The following is a 21,879-nucleotide window of genomic DNA, read 5'->3' as shown; positions in this document are numbered from 1 at the left end:
GATGCTCAATCCGCTAAGCTGGCGCAATATTCCCACAGCAAGAACGCTCTTTGTGATGATTTTTCTGGCGGGAGTGGGCTTAATCATCTCCGTCGTTGCGCTCCTCTATCTCTCACTGCACCTGATTAGCAGCAAAGCGAATGAAATCGATGAGCACCGCGCGGCGCTCGCCGTGCAGGGTGCGATGCAGACTTCAGTCAACAGAATGCGATCCCTCGGTCTCGATAACGCAGTGTGGGATGAAGCGGTGCGCGTCGTCTACCGCACGCCAATGGATAGCGGCTGGCTCTACAACACCTGGGGCGCGGGCTTTAAAGTCGATAATCTTTATGACGGCACCTTTGTGCTGGATGAACACTTTACAGTGGTGTGGGGGGCGTTTCGCAGTCAGCCTTTTACCGAGCGCAATCTCGCCTTTTTTGGTGACGGGCTGGCGGCGCTTATTCGCAACCATGCCGCGGCGTTGCAGCAGGGCAAGGACATTTTCGCCGGTATCACCCGCACACAGCGGGGGGTAGCATTTGTCAGCATAGGCCTGATCCGCCCGATATCGGGGCGGCTTGAGAAGCAGGGCAGTACGCGTCGTTACTTAGTGATGACCCGTCATCTTGATGATGAACTGCTCAGCGAACTGGGCAGCACCTTTCAGATCCAGAACCTGCGACTGTCGTCGCAAAATACCCCAGCGAGCAGTATCCCGTTACATGGCTCTGCCGATGAATTTCTCGGTTATATGAGCTGGAAACCGCACTTACCCGGCGCGGAAGCGGCAGACGCGGCGGCAGACGATATCCGCCAGATCGCAATGCTCGCCTCGGGTCTTATCCTGCTGTTTATTGTGCTCAGCAGCGCCGGGCTTTATAAGCTGGCAAAAGGGGAGAAGCTGGCGCGCAGCATTGCGCTAACCGACTGGCTAAGCCGTCTGCCCAACCGACGCGCGCTGATTGAGCAGTTAGATCAGTGGAGTGAGTGGGGCAACAGCGATCTGATAAGCGTGGTGTTTATCGATCTTGATGGCTTTAAAGATGTGAACGATATCTATGGTCATGACGTGGGTGACCGGCTGATTGTCACCATTGCGCAAACGTTGCAGGAAAAAGTGCCGACCGACGGCATGCTGGCGCGCATGGGCGGGGATGAGTTCGCCATGACCCTGAGCGGGCCGTGGTCGGTTGAAAAAGCCGCCGACTTTGCGCAAACGGTGCTCGACTACTTCCGCGCGCCGGTGCGCATTGGCAAACGTTCGCTGCATATCAGCGCCAGCATCGGTATCGCCAGCGGAACGCTGGTGGAGTGCTCAAGCTCCGAGCTGTTTCGCCGGGCCGATATCGCTATGTACCACTCGAAAATGTGTGGCAAGGCGCGGGTAACGCACTACGACGCGGCGCTAAACAGCGCCCGCGAGCGCCAGCTGATGATTGAAAACGATATCCGCGACGGGCTGGAGCGGGAGGAGTTTGACGTCTGGTATCAGCCGATTATCGATGCCCGCAGCGGCAAGATGAGCGGCGTTGAAGCGCTGGCGCGCTGGCCGCGGCGTCCGGATGGCGAGCTGAAACCGGATGAGTTTATCCCGATTGCTGAAACCAGCGGCCTGATTTACGCGCTGGGGCAGTTTGTCCTGCGTCGCGCCTGCCGCGATCTCTATCCGCAGGCGGGGCTCAAACTGTCGGTTAATATCTCTCCCGCGCAGTTTCGCGACCCGGAGTTTGAAGACAAAGTGGCTCAGGTGCTGGAGACCTGCCGCTTTCCGGCGCAGCGCCTGCAACTGGAGGTGACGGAAACGTACGTGCTGGAGAACCCGGAGCGCGCGCAGGCGGCGATTGCCAACTTAAAAGCGCTGGGCACGGCGGTGGCGCTCGATGATTTCGGCACCGGTTACTCCAGCATCGGCTACCTGCGGCGCTTTAATTTCGACACCATCAAAATTGATAAATCGCTAGCCGGATTAGTGGATAACGATGAGCAGGCGTCAGCATTAGTAAGCGGCACAATCCGCATTGCCAGCGCGCTGGGGATGCAGGTCGTAGCGGAAGGGGTGGAAAACGAAACGCAAATGGCGCTGCTGCGTGATGCGGGCTGCGATCAGTTGCAGGGATTCTACTTTAGCGCACCGATGCCGCTGGAGAGGCTGCTACAACAGCATCACCAGCGGCAGGAGTGAGTTACTGCACCGTATCGCTGGCCAGCGCGTCCAGCTTGTCACGAAAACCGGTCACCGCAATCGCGCGGTTATCAGCGCGCCAGCGATCTTTTGCCGCCGGGGCTGAGCTTTGCACGGCGATCAACTGCCAGCCCTCATCGGTTTTTAACATCAGCGGTGAGCCGCTATCGCCCGGCAGCGTATCGCACTGATGCGACAGCACGCTGCTCTGCGCCCAGCCTGTCACAATACAATCCTGGTGGCTGAAGAGATTATCCAGATGATCTTGCGGATAACCCGCCTGCGTCACTTTGCGGTTGGCCGCCTTCAGCGCGGCGGTAAGCGCCTCTTTATCGCCGCTAAACAGCGGCAGGGGCGTAATGCCGGAGGGCGGATAGCGTAAAACAATCAGCCCAAAATCCCATGAGGCAGCCGAGGAGGGGACAATCCACCCTTCGCCGTCGGCCTTCAGTCGTCGACCCAACGAGGCATCAACGCGCCCTTCAATACCGTGGATCTCATAGCGCCAGATCCCTTTTTGCGACACAAACCGTAGCGCTATCGCTTTATCAACTTTGCCGCGCGGCGGCGTCAGCAGACAGTGTCCGGCGGTTAAGGCGAGATGCGGGGAGATAAGCGTGGCGGTGCAGAGATTGCCGCTGGCGGTCTCGAGCTGACCTATCGCATCCCACGGTGCGGTGGTCGGTGACGCGACGCGGACACGATCGTCATGCCCAAAAAAGAGGGTTTTTATATCCCTGGCGCTAACCGCGTCCTCATCGCCATCATCAGCATGTCCAACAGCGGAAAACAAAAGCAGCGGTCCCAGCAACAGCACAACGGTTCTTCGCATAGTACTCTCAGGTGGGGAAATTATGATTATTAAGGTCGAGCCATGAGTAATAAATATAGACGGGACGCATAGAAAGCGGGAGTAAAATCAGCGTGCTACATCAATAAAGATAGAAACGGAGGGCGATAAGCGCGCAGAGAATTAACATCATCAGGATAACTTCAAAACGATAACGTCGCAGCATGCTCAGGCCTCCAGAGAAAAACGGCGCTTCACCCGAAGGGCTCAGCGCCGCGTTTTAGCACGGCGCTCATAGTGAGCGCCGGTTACAGACACGTGGCTTATGCAGCCGGCTGTGCAGCCGGTTTAGCAGCAGTGTGTTTTACGTGTTTGTGGTGTTTTTTAGCAGCCTGGGCTTTCTGCTCTACAGCCGGTTTAGCGGCTGCTTTTTTGTGGTGCTTTTTAGCAGCCTGGGCTTTCTGCTCAGCAGCCGGTTTAGCGGCAGCTTTTTTGTGTTGTTTTTTAGCAGCCTGAGCTTTCTGCTCAGCGGCTTTTTTGTGTTTCTTGTGGTGAACTTTCTTCGCCGGAGCAGCTTTGGTGTCAGCAGCAGCCGGAGCAGCGGTAGTGGTAGTCGGCGCAGCAGCCGGCGCCTGAGAGGTGGCAGCGGTGTCAGCAGCGAAAGCAGCAGAAGACAGACCCATTGCAGCGGCAACAACCAGAGCTAATACTTTTTTCATTCCGATATCCTCGAATTAGTTTCTTCATTCAACCCCACTGCGGGGCCGTTGAAAGAACTATATCCCTGTTATCGAAGCGTTTCCGTGAGTGATTGGTATCGGCGTGTAACGGAATGTACAGAGAGGGAAAACGCGCCGGAAAGCGGCTCCGGCGCGCGGTGATCAGAGGTAACGGCGGGTAAGATGCTGGCGGAAATAGTCCGCATTCAGCGGCTCGCCGGTGGCGTTGGCAATCAGCTGTGCGGTGCTAAAGCGGCTACCGTGCTGCCAGATGTTCTGGCGCAGCCACTCAAACAGCGCGCTGAAATCACCGGCGGCGATGGCGTCATCCAGACCCGGCAGCGCACGGCGCGCGGCGTGGAACAGCTGTGCGGCGTACATCGCGCCCAGCGTATAAGAGGGGAAGTAACCAAAGCCGCCGTCGGTCCAGTGAATATCCTGCATACAGCCGTTGCGGTAGTTGCCTTCGGTCGAGAGTCCAAGCCAGGCCTGCATCTTCTCATTCCACAGTGCCGGAATATCGTCGACCTCAATCTCACCGTCGATCAGCGCCCGCTCGATCTCATAGCGCAGAATAACGTGTGCCGGATAACTTACCTCGTCGGCGTCGACGCGAATATAGCCCGGCTTCACGCGCTGGTTCCAGGCGATAAAGTTGTGCTCTTCAAAGGCAGGCTGCATACCAAAGCGCTCAATAATCGCGGGCTGCAGACGGCGCAGGAAGGCTTCGCTGCGGCCAAGCTGCATCTCAAAGAAGAGGCTCTGTGACTCGTGGATCGCCGTGGAGCGCGCCAGCGCAATCGGCTGACCCGGCCAGCTACGCGGCAGGTTCTGCTCATAGCGGGCGTGACCGGTTTCATGCACCACGCCGAACAGGGCGCTCAGCAACTCATTTTCGTCGTAACGGGTGGTAATGCGCACATCTTCCGGCACGCCGCCGCAGAAGGGGTGGGCGCTGACATCAAGGCGTCCGCCGTTAAAGTCGAAACCGAGCGTCTTCATCGCCTGCAAACCCAGTTCGCGCTGATCGGCAATCGGGAACGGCCCTTGTGGCGCAATAAGCGTCTGCTGCGCCTGCTTCTCTACCGCCTTTTTCAGCAGATCCGGCAGCCAGCTTTTGACCTCGCCAAACAGCTCATCAAGGCGGGCGCTGGTCATATCCGGCTCGAACTTATCCAGCAGGGCATCATAGGGTGAGCAGCCTTTCGCCGCCGCGCGCAGCTTCGCCTCTTCGCGGGTGAGTTTCACCACCTCTTTCAGGTTGGCGGAGAAGCCCGCCCAGTCATTGGCCGGGCGCTGGGTACGCCAGGCGTGTTCGCATTTACTGCCCGCCAGCGACAGGGCTTCCACCAGCGCTTCCGGCAGCAGTGCTGCTTCATCGTAGTGGCGCTGCATTTCGCGCAGGTTAGCCTGCTCAACATCGTTGAGATCTTCCTGACCGGCGCTGGCAAGCCACTGGCCGACCTGCGGGTTGGTTAAAATCTGGTGGCGCAGCACGCTCAGCTCGGCCAGCGCTTCACCGCGCGCGGCGCTGCCGCCCGGCGGCATCATGGCGAACATATCCCAGCCGGCAACGGCGGCAAGGTGTGAGAAACGTGACAGGCGAAGAAAGGTACGGGTGAGTTGTTGGTAGTTTTGCTTATCCATAATGCCTCTGATTTTTTTGCATTTTCTTAACCTGAACACCTAAAAATAGTAGGTCTGCGGCTAATGTTAAAATCTGTACCATAATAGAGAACACATTCATTTAACCAATAAACGCATAACACAGCAAAAAACCATGAATCCTTTCATTTGGGTGATCTGCAGTTTAATGGCGCTTGACGCTGTGCGGGAGTTGATGGGCGCAAGCTCCGTCTTCGCGCTTTTCTAGCTCTTTTCCGCACTACATCGCAATAAAAAAAGCCCCGCTTGCGCAGGGCTGCCTTCCTTTATACGCGCTAGTGCAGACGCGCGTGTAGCCGTGTGCCGACCAGCAGGGCCAGCACCAGCATCGCCGCGATAAACCCGCCGACGCCGTTCCAGCCATAGCTGTGCCAGAAGACGCCGCCCAGGGTTCCTGCCACGCTCGAGCCAAGATAGTAGCTGAAGAGATAGAGCGACGAGGCCTGGCCTCTGGCGCGCTTAGCGCGCGGGCCAATCCAGCTGCTGGCGACGGAGTGTGCGGCAAAAAAACCGCTGGTGAAAAGCAGCATGCCGATAAAGATCGCCCACAGCGACGAAAAGAGCGTCAGCAGTAAACCGAGCAGCATAATCGCGGTAAAGGCGATCATCACCGGGCCGCGGCCATATTTGCTGGTCATCGCGCCCGCTTTTGGCGAACTCCAGGTGCCGGTCAGATAAGCCACCGACAGCAGGCCAACCACCGCCTGGCTCAGCATCCACGGGGATTGCATCAGGCGATAGCCAATATAGTTAAACAGCGTGACAAACGACCCCATCAGCAAAAAGCCTTCGAGAAAAAGCAGCGGCAGGCCGCGATCGCGCCAGTGCAGACGGAAGTTAATCAGCAGCGTTTTTGGCCGCAGCGAAGAGGGGCGAAAGTGGCGCGAGGGGGGCAAAATCTTCCAGAACATCAGCGCCGAAGCCAGCGCAAAGCAGCCAATCACCGCCACCGCCACCCGCCAGTTAAAGAAGTCGGTAAAAACGCCGCTTAGCAGACGGCCACTCATGCCGCCGATGGAGTTGCCGCTGATATAAAGCCCCATTGAGAAGGCGACAAAACTGGGGTGGATCTCTTCACTCAGGTAGGTCATGCCGACCGCTGCCACGCCGCTGAGGGAGAGCCCCATCAGCGCGCGCATCACCAGAATGCCGTGCCAGCTGGTCATCATCGTTGAGAGCAGCGTGCAGCACGACGCCAGAAGCAGCGCGGTAACCATCACATTTTTGCGTCCAATGGCATCCGATAACGGCCCGGTAAATAGCAGGCCAATCGCCAGCATGGCGGTGGAAATGGAGAGAGAAATACTGCTGCTGGCGGGCGAAACACCGAACTCATGGGAGAGCACCGGCAAGATAGGCTGAACGCAGTAGAGCAGGGCGAAGGTCGCAAGCCCGGCGGAGAAGAGCGCCAGCGTGACGCGCATAAATTGGGGAGTTCCCCGTTTAATAAACTGCCCCGGCAGGGCGGCGGGTTTTTCGTTAACGATGTGTGTCGGTTCGCTATCAACCGTTGTTGTACGACTCACTTGGGATCCTTACCTTTTTGACCCGTCATTACGGGGACGGGCTTACCACGGCGTAAGGGTATGAAAGCGGCAATATTCTGTCTAATATATTAATTATCTCAACTAGGTCGTTATACATATCAATGAATATCGAATTGCGCCATCTGCGCTACTTTATCGCCGTGGCGGAAGAGCTCCATTTTGGTCATGCCGCCGCGCGGCTGAACATTTCGCAGCCGCCCCTGAGCCAGCAAATTCAGATCCTCGAACAGCAGGTCGGCGCGCGGCTGCTGGCCCGCACAAATCGTAGCGTCTCATTGACCCCCGCCGGACGCCAGTTTCTGGCCGATAGCCGTCAAATCTTAAACCAGGTGGATGAGGCCGCCGCCCGTGCGCTGCGTTTGCACCAGGGCGAAACGGGGGAGTTACGGATTGGCTTTACCTCCTCCGCGCCCTTTATCAAAGCGGTCTCAGATACCCTCTCTTCCTTTCGCCAGCGCTACCCGGATGTCCATATCCAGACGCGGGAGATCAATACCCGCGAACAGATAGCCCCACTGAATGAAGGAACGCTGGATCTCGGTCTGATGCGCAACACCCCGCTGCCGGAGACGCTGGCGTGGGAGGTGATCCTGCGCGAACCGCTGCTGGCGATGATCCCGCGTAACCATCCGCTGGCAACACGTACGGCAGTCTCGCTGCACGAACTGGCGCAGGAGCCGTTTGTCTTTTTCGATCCCCATGTCGGCACTGGTCTGTATGACGATATCCTCAGCCTGATGCGACGCTACCAGTTGACGCCGCGCATCGCGCAGGAAGTGGGCGAGGCGATGACCATTATCGGCCTGGTTGCGGCGGGGCTTGGCGTTTCGATTTTGCCCGCCTCGTTTCACCGCGTTCAGCTCAGCGAGATGTGCTGGATACCGATAATTGAGGAGGATGCCGTTTCGGAGATGTGGCTGGTGTGGTCAAAACACCAGGAGCAGGGGGCGGCGGCGGCGCGTTTCAAACAGCAGCTCCTTGACGCGGCAAACGGCTGAATTTCACCCATAACGGCGGGCAAAATGTGCGTTAAATCACAAGCATGGGTAAATATTTGACGACAGCCATTAAGTGTTTCACCATAGCCGAATGTTTATTTCGAAGCGCGAAAATAAGGGAGTATGAGGTGGTCGCTGATAGCCAGCCGGGGCATATTGATCAAATAAAGCAGACCAATGCGGGCGCAGTCTATCGCCTCATCGACCAGCTTGGCCCGGTCTCGCGTATCGACCTCTCCCGTCTGGCGCAACTGGCTCCGGCAAGCATCACCAAAATCGTACGCGAGATGCTGGAAGCCCACCTGGTGCAGGAGACGGAGATCCAGGAGCCGGGCAGCCGTGGGCGTCCGGCGGTCGGGCTGGTGGTGGAGACTGAAGCCTGGCACTACCTCTCGCTGCGAATTAGCCGCGGCGAAATTTTCCTCTCCCTGCGCGATTTAAGCAGCAAGCTGGTGGTCGAGGATCGTCTCGATCTTCCCTTAACCGCCGCCGAACCCTTGCTCACTCGCATCATTACCCAAATCGATCAGTTTTTTATCCGCCATCAGCATAAGCTGGAGCGGCTGACGGCAATCGCCATCACGCTACCGGGCATTATTGATACGGAAAATGGCGTTATCCACCGCATGCCTTTTTATGAGGATGTGAAGGAGATGCCGCTCGGCGAAGCGCTGGAGGCGCACACCGGCGTGCCGGTCTATGTGCAGCATGACATCAGCGCCTGGACGATGGCGGAAGCGCTGTTTGGCGCATCGCGCGGCGCACGGGATGTGATTCAGGTGGTGATCGACCATAACGTCGGTGCCGGGGTGATCACCGATGGACGCCTGCTCCATGCGGGCAGCAGCAGCCTGGTGGAGATTGGACATACGCAAGTCGACCCTTACGGCAAGCGCTGCTACTGCGGCAACCACGGCTGCCTGGAGACCATCGCCAGCGTGGAGAGCGTGCTGGAGCTGGCGCAGCTGCGCATGAGCCAGTCGATGAGTTCGATGCTGCACCAGCAACCCCTGACGGTGGAGTGGCTGTGCCAGGCGGCGCTGAAGGGCGATTTGCTGGCAAAAGATATCATCAGCGGCGTCGGGGCGAATGTCGGGCGCATTCTCGCCATCATGGTCAATTTGTTCAACCCGCAAAAAATATTGATTGGCTCTCCACTGAGCCTTGCGGCAGATGTGCTGTTTCCCACCATTGCCGACTGCATTCGCCAGCAGGCGCTACCCGCATATAGCCAACATATCTCCGTTGAGAGTACGCAGTTCACTAATCAGGGCACTATGGCGGGTGCCGCGCTGGTAAAAGACGCGATGTATAACGGATCGCTGCTGATTCGTTTGTTACAGGGGTAACATTTTTACCCAGTCGCGATAAAAATTGCGCTATCTCAAATTGAGCCTCCACCACTTCCCGTAGACTTTCTGCTCTGAATTATATTTCCGGATTATATTTTCGTTGCTTAACGGTGGAGTTACTTATGCTTAAGCGTTTCTTTGTTACGGGTACAGACACTTCTGTCGGGAAGACAGTGGCGTCCCGCGCGCTGCTCCAGGCGCTGGCTGCCAGCGGCAAAACGGTGGCAGGTTATAAGCCTGTTGCAAAAGGAAGTCAGGCAACGCCGGAAGGGCTGCGTAATAAAGACGCGCTGGTGCTGCAAAGTGTCTCCTCCCTCGAACTGCCTTACAGTGCCATCAACCCGATCGCGCTGAGTGAGGAGGAGAGCAGCGTAGCGCACAGCTGTCCCATCAACTACACCCTGCTGTCGAACGGCCTGGCCGATTTGTGTAAGCAGGTCGATCACGTTGTTGTCGAAGGCACCGGCGGCTGGCGCAGCCTGATGAACGATCTGCGTCCGCTCTCCGAGTGGGTGGTACAGGAGCAGATGGCGGTGGTGATGGTGGTGGGGATTCAGGAAGGGTGTCTCAACCATGCCCTACTCACCGCTCAGGCGATCGCCAGCGATGGCCTGCCGCTGATCGGCTGGGTAGCAAACCGCATCAACCCAGGCCTTGCGCATTATGCCGAGATCATCAACGTGCTCAGCAAAAAACTGCCCGCACCACTGGTGGGTGAGCTGCCCTATCTCCCCCGCCCGGAACAGCGCGATCTCGCCCACTATATCAATCTGCAAATGGCCACCGGCATGCTGGTCGCTGACCGCGTGCTCGCCTGAGCCGCTTTTCTGAATCTTTTGCCGGATAGCGCTGATGCCTGTCCGGCCTGGCGCATTCCGACTAGCGCACTACGCCTGTTTACACTGCATATTTTTGAATGAAATATCTGAAAGGGAAGTTAGAGATTTCCGGCGAGGGCTACGCTTAATTGAAAAATGTCCCCGGAGATAAAGGCTATGTATGCATATGCAAAAGAGAAAACTAAGCCCCCAATTTCCTCACATACTGCCGCGCCTTCAGAGGATGAAATCCTTGAACAGTTGAGAATGAGTAATTTCCCTAAGGATGACCTCAAAAACATCCTCGATAAAATCAAACAACTCAACCCTAAATTAAAACAGCCTCATCTGCTGGTCGGTAAATATCGCTCAGGTGCGACTGCGGGGGCCAATAGTAACGCAAGCGCTGCTCCATCCAGGAGTGTCAAACCAGCGCCTGCTGCTGCATCTGAAAAATTCCCTGCCGACATAGTGGATGGGGCACTCTATTTATATGCAACAAACCGGGGGGCGCTATATATAAACTCACTTATCAGAAAGGAAAAAGGTCAGCAGATTGAGGTGCCTGATGCTACCACGGTGGCTCGGGATGCCAGAAAACAGTTTGAAGTCGGCGAAAATCCAGCCCCCTTCGCGCCAGGGATAGATATAAAAAGAGTCATAAAAACATTGAGCAAAAAAGGGAATGCAATTGCAATCATGAATCAGGCTGCGGAAGAGGCGAGATCTTCGGGCATGGATTCCTATTTTAGGGGAACAAAACACAGACCTGTTCTTGATGCCATCGAACCTGGAATGTTAGTCAGCGCCAATTTCCTCATGTCGGTCACCCACGATAAAAATATGGCAGAGCGGTTTGCTTCCGGTAAATATAATACTTCTTCAGATAGTGATGAACTGGGTGTGATATACGACATCATAGGCAATCCAAAAGAGTTTAAATATGGTGACGTTGCCGAGCAGGAGAGTATTTTTCCGGTAGGAGCCAAGTTTAAATATATGGGGCGGAGCGGAACCACCTATCGTTTTGTTGAGCAATCACCTGCGGAAGTAAAAAAATATAAAGGTGATATTTACAGGTTGTACAGATAACGATCCTGGCGGCTGTTCATCGCGGTGCTTCGGTAAATCAAAGCCCTGGAGAGAAACTGATGTATACCTATGCAAAAGAGAAAGCCAGAGCGCAGCCGTCCGCTTCGTCTCATGAACAGGGTGACAATGCGATGACGGAGCGGGAGCGTATTGCAATACAGGCGCAGCGGGTTTGGCTCCCGCGAACGTTGCGAACCTACCAACAGGCATTTCATGAAATCTACAAGATTTATGGGGAAACGGTCTATAACGAAATCTGGAATGCGCTTAGTGATAGTATCCCATTGAACAGCGATCGAAATCTTACCGCTGAGCATATGGCGGCGATCGCTGATTTTATCGCCATGAGAGATTTGATTAACAGTAAAATACATACGCTTACCACGCCAAATAATCTGCCTGTTGATGTAGGTGAAATAAGACGCTATTTGCATAAAATCCCGTCGAATGTATTACAAAAAGCGTTTTCGTTGGGTCAGGTTCTCACCGCAACAAATGAAAATATTACTAACCATCCTCGGATGACGAAATATAAAGATTTCAGTCCGAGAGGGTGGCCTGCCGGACAGACGTTGCAATCAGTCAGTGGTATGGGGGCGCCAGGAAAAGTCGCGCTTCCGGGAACACATCCAGACGAAACCATCATCTCTTTAAGTAAAAAAGAAGGTGGCGGATGGTCTTTGGCTGGTGGGCACAGTTCAACGAACCTGGTATTACACGAATATGGTCACGCAATTGATCGTAGCTTTGGCGAAAAAGCGTTAATGGGGCCAAAGGGCACGGGCGAGGCGGGCGATTATTTAAGCAGACGACCCAGTTTTATTTCTGCCTGGGAAAAAGATCTGGGCAACACATCGCCGGAATCATTTGATAACTACTACTGGCAGGGCGGCACCAGCGGCGGGGCGGAAGAGGCTTTTGCCGAAGGGTTCAGTGATTTGTACGGGAAAACAGAGCAGCGGAATTGGCCAAATATTAAAGCTTATCTTGCGCGCAAAATGAAATCGGTGACCTGAAGGCGCTAACTGCAGCTTATCCGGCCTGCGGTTAGCGCCATTTGGCAAATATCCTTAACTCTCGCTGTGGATCGCCAGCGCCCGGCGCGTTTTCCCGGAGCTTAAATACTCGGCGATGTAGTCCTGTGAAATCTCGCCGTTATAGCGACCCTCTTCATCGACGATTGGCATCCAACTGGTGTTGCTCTCATAGAGCCTTGAAAGCACCACGCGCAGGTTATCCTCAGCTTTACCGGTGATGCGGAACGGATGCAGCAGGGCAGCGCAGTCGCGGGCATCATGGCGCGCTTCGCGGCGTTTAACGAAGCCGAGCGGCTTACCGGCACCGTCGACCACCGTTACGGCACGCATATCGTTATCATCCATAATGGCAAACGCCTCAGCAGCGGGGGTCGATTCGCGCACGGTAATGGTCGGTTGCTGATCGGTCACGTCCCCGGCAGAAACCAGCAGCAGGCGCTTAAGCGTCCGGTCCTGGCCGACAAACGATCCGACAAACTCATTCGCCGGTTTTGCCAGCAGCTCATCGGGGCTGGCGCACTGCACGATGCGTCCCTGACGGAACACCGCAATGCGGTCGCCGAGCTTTAATGCTTCGTCGATATCGTGGCTGACCAGCAGCACCGTCTTTTTCAGCGCGCGCTGCATTTCAAGGAACTGGTTCTGGATCACTTCGCGGTTGATCGGGTCGACCGCGCCGAAGGGTTCATCCATCAGCAACACCGGTGGATCGGCCGCCAGCGCGCGGATCACGCCGATACGCTGCTGCTGGCCCCCGGACATCTCGCGCGGGTAGCGGTGCAGAAACTTTTTCGCATCGAGCGCCACCATCTCCATCAGCTCTTCCGCACGGCTTTTGCAGCGCGCTTTATCCCAGCCCAGCATGCGCGGCACCACGGTAATATTCTCTTCGATGGTCATATTGGGAAACAGGCCGATCTGCTGGATCACATAGCCGATATTGCGCCGCAGAGTAACCGTATCCATCCCGCTAGTGTCTTCACCATTAATCAGGATCTTGCCACTGCTTGGCGTAATCAGGCGGTTAATCATCTTCAGCGTAGTGGTTTTGCCGCAGCCGGAAGGGCCGAGCAGCACGCACATTTCACCTTCCGGTACCATCAGGTTGACATTGTCGACGGCATTCACACTCTGGCCGTTCTTTTGCGTAAATTGTTTGGTCAGATTTTCCAGTTTAATCATTATCGAATCCCCTTCGGCGTCAGCACGATTTGTAAGCGGTGCAGTAACCAGTCGAGCACAATCGCCAGCACACAGATCATCACCGCGCCGGCAATCAGCATGCGGATATCACTCCCGCCGATGCCGTTCAGCAACAGCAGTCCCAGCCCGCCCGCACCAATCACGGCGGCGATAGCCATTACGCCAATATTCATCACCACAGCGGTACGGATCCCGCCGAAAATCACCGGCAGCGCCATCGGGATCTCCACCCAGCGCAGGCGCTGCCAGAAGGTCATGCCAATCCCGCGGCCCGCTTCACGCAGCCCCGGCGGCAGGCTGTCGAGGGCGGTGTGGGTGTTGCGCACAATCGGCAGCAGCGAGTAGAGAAACACCGCAGTAATGGCCGGTAGCGCGCCAATCCCCTGGCCGACCAGAGAAAAGAGCGGGATCATCAGCCCAAACAGGGCAATTGATGGGATGGTCAGCACCAGCGTCGCCAGGCCAAGCACCGGCGTTGCCAGCCATTTGTGGCGCACAATCAAAACCCCCAGCGGTACGCCAATGAGTATCGCCATGCCCACCGCCAGCAGCACCAGCCAGAGATGCTGGAAGGTGAGGCTCGCCAGGTAGCCAGCGTTGTCCATCATGTAGTGAATCGTGTCCATAGGCTCTCCTTACAGCAACCCTTTCTCGCGCAGGAAGTCGCGGGCGACCTGCTGCGGCGTCTGGTGATCGATATCGACTTTCGCGTTGAGGGAGATAATCACCTCGTTGTTCAGCAGCCCGGAGAGGGTATTGAGCGCATCCGCTAAGCCCGGATTGGCCTCAAGGGTGTCTTTACGCACCACCGGCGTGACCGCATAGCTCGGGAAGAAGCCTTTATCATCCTCCAGCGTTTTCAGATCGAAGCCTTTCAGGCGGCCATCGGTGGTGTAGACCAGACCGGCATCGACAAAGCCGTCGCGGATGGCGTTATAGACCAGACCGGGATCCATCTGGCGGATTTGCGGGCGATCCAGCTCCATGCCATACGCCTGCTGCAACGGTTTCATGCCGTCGCTGCGCCCGGCAAACTCCAGATCGAGGCCCAGCAGCCAGTTCTTTTTCGGGTTGGTTTTACGGATCTCTTCAATCTTCGCCACCATTTGCGACATGGTGGTGATGTGCTCAGCCTCGGCGCGTTTACGCTGCATGGCGAAAGCATAGGTGTTGTTCATGTTGGCCGGGTTAAGCCACACACCAGACCGTGTTTCGCATCGAGGCGTTTGACGGTGTCGTAGGTCTCCTGTGCCGACATGCGTTTGTTGATGTGGTTAAAAATAATCAGCGAGGTGCCGGTATACTCCCAGGTCATATCGACCTGCTTGTTGATCATCGCGTTACGGGAAATCACCGTCGCGATATTGGTCTGCGGCTGCACCTGGAAGCCTTTTTTCTGCAAATACTGCACGGTCAGGGCCGACAAAATATGCTGCTCGGTAAAGCTTTTAGTCGCCACAATCAGCGGTGCCGCATGGGCGCTGGCGGTAATTAGCGCCGTTGCTGCCAGCCAGCCCAGCGTATGAAAAAGTCGTTTCATCACACTTCCTCTTATTGTTATCACGCCGTGTGCGGGCTAAGAAGACGGCCCAGCGCCGCCAGCAGGGTATCGAGGATCAGGGCGAACAGCGCCGTGGCGGCTGCGCCTAAAATCAGCGTCGGGAAATCATTGAGATAGATGCCGGGGAAGATCAGTTCGCCATAGCTGCTGGCGCCAATCAGAAACGCCAGCGGCGCGGTACCGACGTTAATCGCTGTCGCAATTCTCACCCCGGAGAGGATCACCGGCAGGGCATTCGGTAGCTCCACCTGGCGTAAGCGCTGCCATTTGGTCATGCCAATCCCATTCGCCGCTTCAATTAACGAGGCGGGCACCGAGCAGAGCCCGGCATAGGTATTGCGCACAATCGGCAGCAGCGAGGCGAGGAACAGCGCGATGATCGCCGGGATATCGCCAATGCCAATCACCACCATCGCCAGAGCCAGCACCGCCAGCGGCGGCAGCGTGTTACCAACGTTGAAAATCTGCATTACATATTCGGCAACCCCACGTGCGGCGGGGCGGCTAAGGGCGATACCGCTGGGAATACCGACCAGCAGGGCAAAAAACATTGAGCTGAACACCAGAATCAGGTGCTGTTGCCCGAGATAAATCAAATCCACCTGGCGGGCTTTTATCGTCTCCAGCCCGACACCCCAGGTAATCAGCGCCAGTATGGCGACAATCCCGGCGATAAACAGCAGCGCGCGGGTAAGCATGGAAGTCTGCATGGCAGTGTCTCTCCCTGTTTGCATGCGTTATAGCAACGGCAGGTTGCGTGTTGTTATGCCATGTTCGGCAGGGTGCTTTGAGCTATAGCAAGCGTGCGGGGATGCTTCCAGTTCTGAAGCCGCTTTTTAAAACCCAGCGGCAATCGGCTTTTTCACAGTAAGCCTTACTGCGTACAGGCTGATCGGAATATTAAAGAATTGTCTTAAAAGCGAAGCGGCAGGAGTGACGTTGTCACATATGGTTGCCGGGATAAACTATCCCGGCATGTGAAAGAGAGGGTGTTAACGAAAAAGCGGCTTCTGCGCCACAGGCATTAACAGGTTCGCTTGCCACTCTGCCAAAGTTAGCTGTGCCAGCCGGGCGAGCGCCTGCCAGAAAGGGTGCTGCGCCTGCTCCTCCAGCACGGCAAGAAAGCGGCCCGACCACGGCAGCAGATGCCACGCCAGAAGCTCATCGCAGGCCTGCGTCTTTCCCTGCTCCGCCAGCCAGGCCGCCAGCATCAGCAGGGTGCCGATATGATCCTCCGGCTCGTTTTGCTGCATCTCGAAAGCAATATTGTTGTCGCGCAGCCACTGGCGCAGCGCCAGCGTTGAGTCGCCAAACAGCACGCACTCTTTATCCAGCCATACCGATCCCCACGGCGGTGCTGGCAGCGCCCACGGGCCGATAAACAGCCGCTGCCAGGCGTCGGTTAACGGCTCTTCACCATTGGCTGAAAATTGTTCAGCCAGCGGAAGCAGCAGGCTTTGTGCCAGCGGCCATGACGCCATCCACGCATTGTGCGTAAAGGCGCTGACCAGCGGCGCAGCAGGTTCGCTCTCCGGCGGATAGTAAAAGAGGGCGCCGAGCACGCGGGCGGTGAAAATAAACGATTCACGGTTTTCAACTGTCATGGTATTTCCCGAAAAAGTGCCGAAGGCCGGATAAGCGCTAATCGCTATCCGGCCCTGCAATCAATCACCCGGCAACGGCGACGCCAACGGTCATATGCAGCCCGTAAAAGAGGCCGCGGCCAATCAGCTCCCCGGCAACCACCAGCGCAAACCCAACCAACAAGCTACTGACGCGCGGCTGTCTGCGCAGCACCAGCGGGCAGATCCAGCAGCCCAGCCCCAGCGCTAAAAGCAGCAGTCGCAGCGCCTGGAGCAAGCCATAATCGGGGATCAGCGCGGTCGCCTGCTGCACGGAAGAGTGAATCTCGCCAAGCTGCATGCTCTGCATCATCACCACCGCTGCGCTTGCCAGCAGCGCGATCGCGCTTATCGCCGCAAAACGGGAGGCCGGAAAGCGCATGCCGACCAGACGCAGCAGCAGTGCTGCGAGCAGCGGGCCACCAATCAGCATGGTGAGGAAGAAGCTGGCAGTGGTGTAGCCGTTATGCCAGGTCGGCACGGTCTCAATCTGATAGACCCGCGTCATCGCCCAGACAAACAGCACGCCAGAGACCATACCGATCAGCAGCCATATGCGCCCGAGGCCAGCAGGCATTTTTCCCAGCCAGTTCAGCAGCCACCAGATGCCGCCGATGGCAAAAAAGAGCGAGCCGGCGGCAATCTCATTACTCAACGCAGAGTCACCAATGCGGTTAAGGGAGTTAAAGGCGCGCAGCGGAGAGCCGAGGTGCATCATTGAGGCGACAAAGCCGATGCCCATCAGCAGCCAGAGGAAAAACTGGCTGCGCACAATATGCAACTGACCGCGGCGATCGCCCTCATTAGCCATCCATACCAGGCCGGTGCCAATGACACCGCCCACGACACACTGACCAAGCACCGTAAACAATACCAGCGGCCATTCATGCCATCCGTTTCCCATTTCATACCTCCTGTGGATTAGCCAGATAGCCGCTTGTGTCCCCGGCCGGACGGCTGTTGGCGTTGGGTTTGATGACAATATTCGGGCGGGTAAAGTGCGCCGCCGGAATGGGCGCGACCGCCGCCAGCGTGCCGTGCTTTTTACGCAGCGTTTCAATCGGACCAAAATCGAGGGCGCGCAGCGGGCAGGACTCGACGCAGACAGGCTTTTTGTCCTCGGCCACGCGCTCGTGGCAACCGTCGCACTTGGTCATATGGCCTTTTGCCGCATTGTATTGCGGCGCGCCGTACGGACAGGCCATATGGCAGTAGCGACAGCCGATACAGACCTCTTCGTCGACCACCACAAAGCCATCTTCGCGTTTATGCATCGCGCCGCTGGGGCAGACTTTGGTGCAGGCCGGATCCTCACAATGGTTACAGGAGAGGGAGAGATAGTAGGCAAAGACGTTTTGCTGCCAGACGCCGTTATCCTCCTGCCAGTTGCCGCCCGCGTACTCGTAGACGCGGCGGAAACTGACGTCCGGGGTTAAATCTTTGTAATCTTTACAGGCCAGTTCGCAGGTTTTACAACCGGTGCAGCGGGCGGAATCAATAAAAAATCCATACTGGGTGCTCATCGGCTACTCCTTAAACCTTTTGAATGTCGACCAGATTGGTGTGCTGCGGGTTGCCTTTCGCCAGCGGCGAAGGGCGGTGCGTGGTCAGCGTATTGACGCAACCGCCGTGATCGACGCGATCCCCCGCCATATCCGCCTGGTGCCACGCACCCTGACCCATGGCGCTGACGCCCGGCATAATGCGCGGCGTCACTTTCGCCGCAATCCGCACTTCGCCACGGTCGTTAAAGACCCGGACAAGATCGCCGTTCTTAATCCCGCGCCGTTCGGCATCAAGCGGGTTGATCCACACCTCCTGGCGGCAGGCCTCTTTCAGCACATCAATGTTGCCGTAGCTGGAGTGGGTACGCGCTTTGTAGTGAAAACCGAACAGTTGCAGCGGGAAGGTGGCGCGCGCCGGATCGTCCCAGCCCTCAAAAGTGGAGGCATAGACCGGTAGCGGGCTTATCACTTCATCGTTTTGCAGCTCCCAGCGGCTTGCGATCTCCGCCAGCTTGCTGGAGTAGATCTCGATTTTGCCCGACGGCGTTTTCAGCGGGTTGGCCTGCGGGTCGTCACGGAATTTTTTATAGGCCACAAAGTGACCGTTCGGATCTTTACGCTTGTAGATACCCATCGCTTTCAACGCCTCGTAGGAGGGGAGCTGCGGATCTTTCGCGACCATTCTGGCGTAGAGGTATTTCAGCCACTCTTCCTGCGTGCGCCCTTCGGTAAAGCGCTGGTAGATATCCGGCCCGAGGCGGCGGGCGATCTCGCTGGTGATCCAGTAGATGCCTTTGCGCTCGAACTTCGGCGCGGTGATCGGTTGCAGGAAGATGAGATAGCCCATGTTGCCGGCGTAGTCGTTGGGGATAATATCCTCCTGCTCAACGGTCATCAGATCCGGCAGCAGGATGTCGGCGTACATCGCCGACGAGGTCATAAAGTTCTCAATCACCACGATCGTCTCGCACTTGCTCTCATCCTGTAGAACATCGTGGGTGTGATTGATGTCACCGTGCTGGTTGACGAGGGTGTTACCGGCATAGTTCCAGATAAACTTAATCGGCACATCGAGCTTCTCCTTACCGCGCACGCCGTCGCGCGTTGCCGTCATCTCCGGCCCGCGGGCGATGGCGTCGGTCCAGCTAAAGCAGGAGATGGCAGTCTTCACCGGGTTCTCCGGCATCGGCATCCGCTCAATGGTAATGGTGTAGGTCGACTCGCGCGCGCCGCTGTTGCCGCCATTAATGCCGACATTGCCGGTGAGGATTGGCAGCATGGCGATCGCACGGGCGGTCAGTTCGCCGTTGGCCTGGCGCTGCGGGCCCCAGCCCTGGCAGATATAGGCCGGTTTGGTGCTGCCAATCTCTCTGGCGAGCTTAATGATTTTGTCTGCCGGAATACCGGTTATACGCGACGCCCACTGCGGCGTTTTCGCTACGCCGTCATCGCCCTGGCCGAGAATATAGGCTTTGTAGTGGCCGTTTGCCGGTGCACCGGCGGGCAGGGTTTTCTCGTCGTAGCCGACGCAGTAGTTATCGAGGAAGGGCTGATCGACCAGGTTTTCGCTGATCAGCACCCAGGCCATGCCAGCAACCAATGCGGCGTCGGTGCCCGGGCGGATCGGCACCCACTCATCTTCGCGTCCGGCGGCGGTGTCGGTATAGCGCGGGTCAATCACCACCATTCGCGCATTGGAGCGTTCGCGCGCCTGCTCGAGAAAATAAGTAATGCCGCCGCCGCTCATGCGGGTCTCCGCCGGGTTGTTGCCGAACATCACCACCAGCTTGCTGTTTTCGATATCGGAGGTGCTGTTCCCTTCGTTGGAGCCGTAGGTGTAGGGCATCGCGCAGGCGATCTGCGCCGTGCTGTAGGTACCATATTGGTTAAGAAAACCGCCATACATCGCCATCAGGCGGGCGACGAGCGAAGCGGAAGGGGATGAGCGGGTAATGTTGCCGCCGACGATGCCGGAGGAGTAGTTGATATAGACCGCTTCGTTGCCATACTTTTCCACCACCCCTTTCAGGCGGGTGGCGATGGTATCGAGGGCTTCGTCCCAGCTGATGCGCTGAAATTTGCCTTCGCCGCGTTTGCCGACCCGTTTCATCGGGTAGTTGAGACGATCCGGGTGATTGATACGCCGCCGGATAGAGCGACCGCGCAGGCAGGCGCGCACCTGGTGGTTGCCATACTGGTCTTCGCCGGTGTTGTCGGTTTCGACCCAGTAGACCTCCTCATCGCGCACATGCAGACGCAGGGCGCAGCGGCTGCCGCAATTGACTGAGCAGGCTCCCCAGACCACTTTATCCGGCGCGGGTTGCATCGCCTGTTGCACCGCGGCAGCGGCGGAGCGCATACCAAACGGAAGAGAAAAACTGCTTGCTGCCAGCGCTAACGATCCAAGGGCGGTCGACTTTACCAGCGTTCGTCGGCTAATACCCCCGGCATATTCCGTCTTCGACATGACTCACTCCATTATTATTTTTTAAATAAAAACTTACCCGCGCAAATTAAAAGCAGGCTAATGATGGAGGTATGTTAATCATTAAGGAGTAGGGGAATGTTATGCACGATCAAATAGAGGGGAATCCCCCTGGAAATCAGGGGGATTAGATTTTACTGATTGCTGTTACTGTTTTCGTTCTGAGATGATGCGCCGCCATTACGGGCGTAGATAATTTTGTAAGTGTCGTTGGCGCAGTGGCCAACCACCTGGCCGCCCGCCTGTTCAGCTTGATCGTTTGGTACCACGGTCAATTCGAACCCGGACTCCGGGACGCCATTGTTAATAATTTTTTGCTGGATATCCGTTTTTACGCGTTCGCATGAATCCGGCGCGGCGAAAGCAGGAACAGAACCTACCAGCAGTGCTGCGCACAGCCAACGTGAATAGTGCATGCTTGTCTCCTTATTTATTGTGCGCTTTAAGCTTAGCACTTCTCTTTTCGACAAAAGGTAAATCTCTGAATCATCTTACCTGTATGTGAAATTCCGCAGATACCCGATAAGGAAGTCGTTAACTCATTACGCTATAGGGTAAATGTTTTGCTAATATAAGCGCCATTCTAAAGAAAACTGTGGTGAAACCTTTGAAAAAACAGTTATTACTCATCTCTCTGACCCTGATTTTGGCCGGATGTGATGAGGAAAAAGGCCCGGTCGCATTCACGCCGGAGATGGCAAGTTTTTCGAATGAATTCGATTTTGATCCTCTGCGCGGCGCGGTAAAAAACTTTAGTCAGACCCTGCTTAACGAGAAGGGCGAGGTGACGAAGCGCGTCAGCGGAACGCTGTCGAAAGAGGGCTGTTTCGATACGCTCGAACTTCACGATCTGGAGAATAATAGCGGCGTATCGCTGGTGCTGGATGCCAATTACTATATCGAAGCCGAAACGCAGGAGAAGCGACTGCGGCTACAGGGGAAATGCCAGCTGGCAGAATTCCCGTCGGCGGGCGTCACCTGGGACACCGACGATAACGGCTTTGTGGTGCGCGCATCGGGCAAAGATATGGAAGTGAAGTATCGCTATGATGACGAAGGTTACCCGCTCGGGAAATCGACCACTTCGAAAGATGTGCATCTCGATGTTGCTTCCACGCCAGCGAAAGATAAGCGCAAAAAGCTCGATTACGCTGCAGTGAGCACGCTTAATGATAAGCCGCTGAGTAAAGTGCAGCAGACCTGCGACTACGATAAGCATGATAATCCGCTGAGTTGTAGCCTGGAGATTGTTGATGAGAGCGTGACTCCGCAGGTGACACATAAATACAGCATCAAAAACACCATTGAGTATTATTGATGC

20 protein-coding genes and 1 pseudogene are annotated in these 21,879 nt (G+C 56.4%); 8 read left to right on the top strand and 13 right to left on the bottom strand.

Features of this window, described 5'->3' with window-relative positions; all coding sequences use genetic code 11:
- The first annotated feature begins 1 nt into the window (after position 1).
- A complete protein-coding gene (locus EH164_RS12270) occupies positions 2–2,164 on the top strand; it encodes a bifunctional diguanylate cyclase/phosphodiesterase (RefSeq protein WP_124968419.1) in 2,163 nt (720 codons plus the stop codon).
- A 1-nt stretch (position 2,165) separates the two neighbouring features.
- Here EH164_RS12270 and EH164_RS12265 read toward each other — a convergent pair whose 3' ends face one another.
- The 3 genes from EH164_RS12265 to EH164_RS12255 all read right to left on the bottom strand — a co-directional run bounded on the left by EH164_RS12265 (position 2,166) and on the right by EH164_RS12255 (position 5,320).
- Positions 2,166–2,996, bottom strand: coding sequence for a serine protease (locus EH164_RS12265; protein WP_023481653.1), 831 nt, complete (start codon positions 2,994–2,996; stop codon positions 2,166–2,168).
- A gap of 281 nt (positions 2,997–3,277) precedes the next feature.
- Positions 3,278–3,673, bottom strand: coding sequence for an acid resistance repetitive basic protein Asr (asr, locus tag EH164_RS12260; protein ID WP_034814024.1), 396 nt, complete (start codon positions 3,671–3,673; stop codon positions 3,278–3,280).
- Between the two features lie 162 nt (positions 3,674–3,835).
- Entirely contained in the window at positions 3,836–5,320 is a 1,485-nt protein-coding gene (locus EH164_RS12255) for a carboxypeptidase M32 (RefSeq protein ID WP_124968418.1), read from the bottom strand.
- Between the two features lie 133 nt (positions 5,321–5,453).
- Here EH164_RS12255 and EH164_RS22930 point away from each other — a divergent pair, with 133 nt between their 5' ends.
- Positions 5,454–5,546: a KPN_01571 family protein gene (locus tag EH164_RS22930; RefSeq protein ID WP_208864599.1), complete on the top strand. Its 93-nt coding sequence runs from the start codon at positions 5,454–5,456 to the stop codon at positions 5,544–5,546.
- Between the two features lie 67 nt (positions 5,547–5,613).
- On the opposite strand, the gene EH164_RS12250 is transcribed toward EH164_RS22930, so the two are convergent.
- Positions 5,614–6,864 (bottom strand): MFS transporter, encoded by a 1,251-nt coding sequence (locus EH164_RS12250; protein WP_124968417.1) that lies wholly within the window; start codon positions 6,862–6,864, stop codon positions 5,614–5,616.
- A 122-nt stretch (positions 6,865–6,986) separates the two neighbouring features.
- Between EH164_RS12250 and EH164_RS12245 the strand changes: the two genes are divergently transcribed.
- The 5 genes from EH164_RS12245 to EH164_RS12225 all read left to right on the top strand — a co-directional run bounded on the left by EH164_RS12245 (position 6,987) and on the right by EH164_RS12225 (position 12,161).
- Positions 6,987–7,883, top strand: coding sequence for a LysR family transcriptional regulator (locus tag EH164_RS12245; protein WP_124968416.1), 897 nt, complete (start codon positions 6,987–6,989; stop codon positions 7,881–7,883).
- Positions 7,884–8,011: 128 nt separating this feature from the next.
- Entirely contained in the window at positions 8,012–9,232 is a 1,221-nt protein-coding gene (gene mlc, locus EH164_RS12240; protein ID WP_023481507.1) for a sugar metabolism global transcriptional regulator Mlc, read from the top strand.
- Between the two features lie 125 nt (positions 9,233–9,357).
- Entirely contained in the window at positions 9,358–10,053 is a 696-nt protein-coding gene (bioD, locus tag EH164_RS12235) for a dethiobiotin synthase (RefSeq protein WP_023481465.1), read from the top strand.
- Positions 10,054–10,230: 177 nt separating this feature from the next.
- Complete coding sequence (locus tag EH164_RS12230; protein ID WP_124968415.1) at positions 10,231–11,145, top strand: hypothetical protein; 915 nt, start codon at positions 10,231–10,233, stop codon at positions 11,143–11,145.
- 59 nt (positions 11,146–11,204) lie between these two features.
- Complete coding sequence (locus EH164_RS12225) at positions 11,205–12,161, top strand: hypothetical protein (RefSeq protein WP_124968414.1); 957 nt, start codon at positions 11,205–11,207, stop codon at positions 12,159–12,161.
- Positions 12,162–12,215: 54 nt separating this feature from the next.
- Here EH164_RS12225 and osmV read toward each other — a convergent pair whose 3' ends face one another.
- The 9 genes and pseudogenes from osmV to EH164_RS12180 form a co-directional block, all read right to left on the bottom strand.
- Entirely contained in the window at positions 12,216–13,364 is a 1,149-nt protein-coding gene (gene osmV / locus EH164_RS12220) for an osmoprotectant ABC transporter ATP-binding protein OsmV (RefSeq protein ID WP_023481673.1), read from the bottom strand.
- Entirely contained in the window at positions 13,364–14,011 is a 648-nt protein-coding gene (gene osmW / locus EH164_RS12215; protein ID WP_023481843.1) for an osmoprotectant ABC transporter permease OsmW, read from the bottom strand. The genes osmV and osmW overlap by 1 nt, the downstream gene beginning before the upstream one ends.
- Before the next feature lie 9 nt (positions 14,012–14,020).
- Positions 14,021–14,925: pseudogene (gene osmX / locus EH164_RS12210) on the bottom strand (osmoprotectant ABC transporter substrate-binding protein OsmX).
- A gap of 20 nt (positions 14,926–14,945) precedes the next feature.
- Positions 14,946–15,656: an osmoprotectant ABC transporter permease OsmY gene (osmY, locus tag EH164_RS12205; protein ID WP_023481750.1), complete on the bottom strand. Its 711-nt coding sequence runs from the start codon at positions 15,654–15,656 to the stop codon at positions 14,946–14,948.
- Positions 15,657–15,938: 282 nt separating this feature from the next.
- A complete protein-coding gene (gene dmsD, locus EH164_RS12200; RefSeq protein WP_124968413.1) occupies positions 15,939–16,550 on the bottom strand; it encodes a Tat proofreading chaperone DmsD in 612 nt (203 codons plus the stop codon).
- Positions 16,551–16,614: 64 nt separating this feature from the next.
- Positions 16,615–17,472 (bottom strand): DmsC/YnfH family molybdoenzyme membrane anchor subunit, encoded by an 858-nt coding sequence (locus EH164_RS12195; RefSeq protein ID WP_124968412.1) that lies wholly within the window; start codon positions 17,470–17,472, stop codon positions 16,615–16,617.
- Position 17,473: 1 nt separating this feature from the next.
- On the bottom strand, positions 17,474–18,091 hold the full coding sequence (locus EH164_RS12190) for a DMSO/selenate family reductase complex B subunit (protein ID WP_124968411.1): 618 nt from the start codon (positions 18,089–18,091) through the stop codon (positions 17,474–17,476).
- A gap of 10 nt (positions 18,092–18,101) precedes the next feature.
- Entirely contained in the window at positions 18,102–20,540 is a 2,439-nt protein-coding gene (gene ynfE, locus EH164_RS12185; protein WP_124968410.1) for a selenate/tellurate reductase subunit YnfE, read from the bottom strand.
- A 152-nt stretch (positions 20,541–20,692) separates the two neighbouring features.
- Positions 20,693–20,974, bottom strand: a complete 282-nt coding sequence (locus EH164_RS12180; RefSeq protein ID WP_023481755.1) for a DUF1161 domain-containing protein — start codon at positions 20,972–20,974, stop codon at positions 20,693–20,695.
- Positions 20,975–21,165: 191 nt separating this feature from the next.
- On the opposite strand from EH164_RS12180, the gene EH164_RS12175 reads away from it, so the two are divergent.
- The gene (locus EH164_RS12175; RefSeq protein WP_023481821.1) at positions 21,166–21,876 is read left to right on the top strand and encodes a YnfC family lipoprotein; all 711 of its coding nucleotides are present in this window, start codon (positions 21,166–21,168) and stop codon (positions 21,874–21,876) included.
- The last annotated feature ends 3 nt before the right edge of the window (positions 21,877–21,879 follow it).

Source organism: Kosakonia sp. CCTCC M2018092 (assembly GCF_003864115.1).
GTDB classification, from domain to species: domain Bacteria; phylum Pseudomonadota; class Gammaproteobacteria; order Enterobacterales; family Enterobacteriaceae; genus Kosakonia; species Kosakonia cowanii.
This window is presented reverse-complemented; position numbering and strand designations above follow the sequence as displayed.

Bases quoted from the DNA above. Each gene is read 5' to 3' on its own strand.
- EH164_RS12270 (WP_124968419.1), top strand. From the start codon at position 2: ATGCTCAATCCGCTAAGCTGGCGCAATATTCCCACAGCAAGAACGCTC.
- EH164_RS12265 (WP_023481653.1), bottom strand. From the start codon at position 2,996: ATGCGAAGAACCGTTGTGCTGTTGCTGGGACCGCTGCTTTTGTTTTCC.
- asr (WP_034814024.1), bottom strand. From the start codon at position 3,673: ATGAAAAAAGTATTAGCTCTGGTTGTTGCCGCTGCAATGGGTCTGTCT.
- EH164_RS12255 (WP_124968418.1), bottom strand. From the start codon at position 5,320: ATGGATAAGCAAAACTACCAACAACTCACCCGTACCTTTCTTCGCCTG.
- EH164_RS22930 (WP_208864599.1), top strand. From the start codon at position 5,454: ATGAATCCTTTCATTTGGGTGATCTGCAGTTTAATGGCGCTTGACGCT.
- EH164_RS12245 (WP_124968416.1), top strand. From the start codon at position 6,987: ATGAATATCGAATTGCGCCATCTGCGCTACTTTATCGCCGTGGCGGAA.
- bioD (WP_023481465.1), top strand. From the start codon at position 9,358: ATGCTTAAGCGTTTCTTTGTTACGGGTACAGACACTTCTGTCGGGAAG.
- EH164_RS12230 (WP_124968415.1), top strand. From the start codon at position 10,231: ATGTATGCATATGCAAAAGAGAAAACTAAGCCCCCAATTTCCTCACAT.
- EH164_RS12225 (WP_124968414.1), top strand. From the start codon at position 11,205: ATGTATACCTATGCAAAAGAGAAAGCCAGAGCGCAGCCGTCCGCTTCG.
- osmV (WP_023481673.1), bottom strand. From the start codon at position 13,364: ATGATTAAACTGGAAAATCTGACCAAACAATTTACGCAAAAGAACGGC.
- osmW (WP_023481843.1), bottom strand. From the start codon at position 14,011: ATGGACACGATTCACTACATGATGGACAACGCTGGCTACCTGGCGAGC.
- osmY (WP_023481750.1), bottom strand. From the start codon at position 15,656: ATGCAGACTTCCATGCTTACCCGCGCGCTGCTGTTTATCGCCGGGATT.
- dmsD (WP_124968413.1), bottom strand. From the start codon at position 16,550: ATGACAGTTGAAAACCGTGAATCGTTTATTTTCACCGCCCGCGTGCTC.
- EH164_RS12195 (WP_124968412.1), bottom strand. From the start codon at position 17,472: ATGGGAAACGGATGGCATGAATGGCCGCTGGTATTGTTTACGGTGCTT.
- EH164_RS12190 (WP_124968411.1), bottom strand. From the start codon at position 18,091: ATGAGCACCCAGTATGGATTTTTTATTGATTCCGCCCGCTGCACCGGT.
- ynfE (WP_124968410.1), bottom strand. From the start codon at position 20,540: ATGTCGAAGACGGAATATGCCGGGGGTATTAGCCGACGAACGCTGGTA.
- EH164_RS12180 (WP_023481755.1), bottom strand. From the start codon at position 20,974: ATGCACTATTCACGTTGGCTGTGCGCAGCACTGCTGGTAGGTTCTGTT.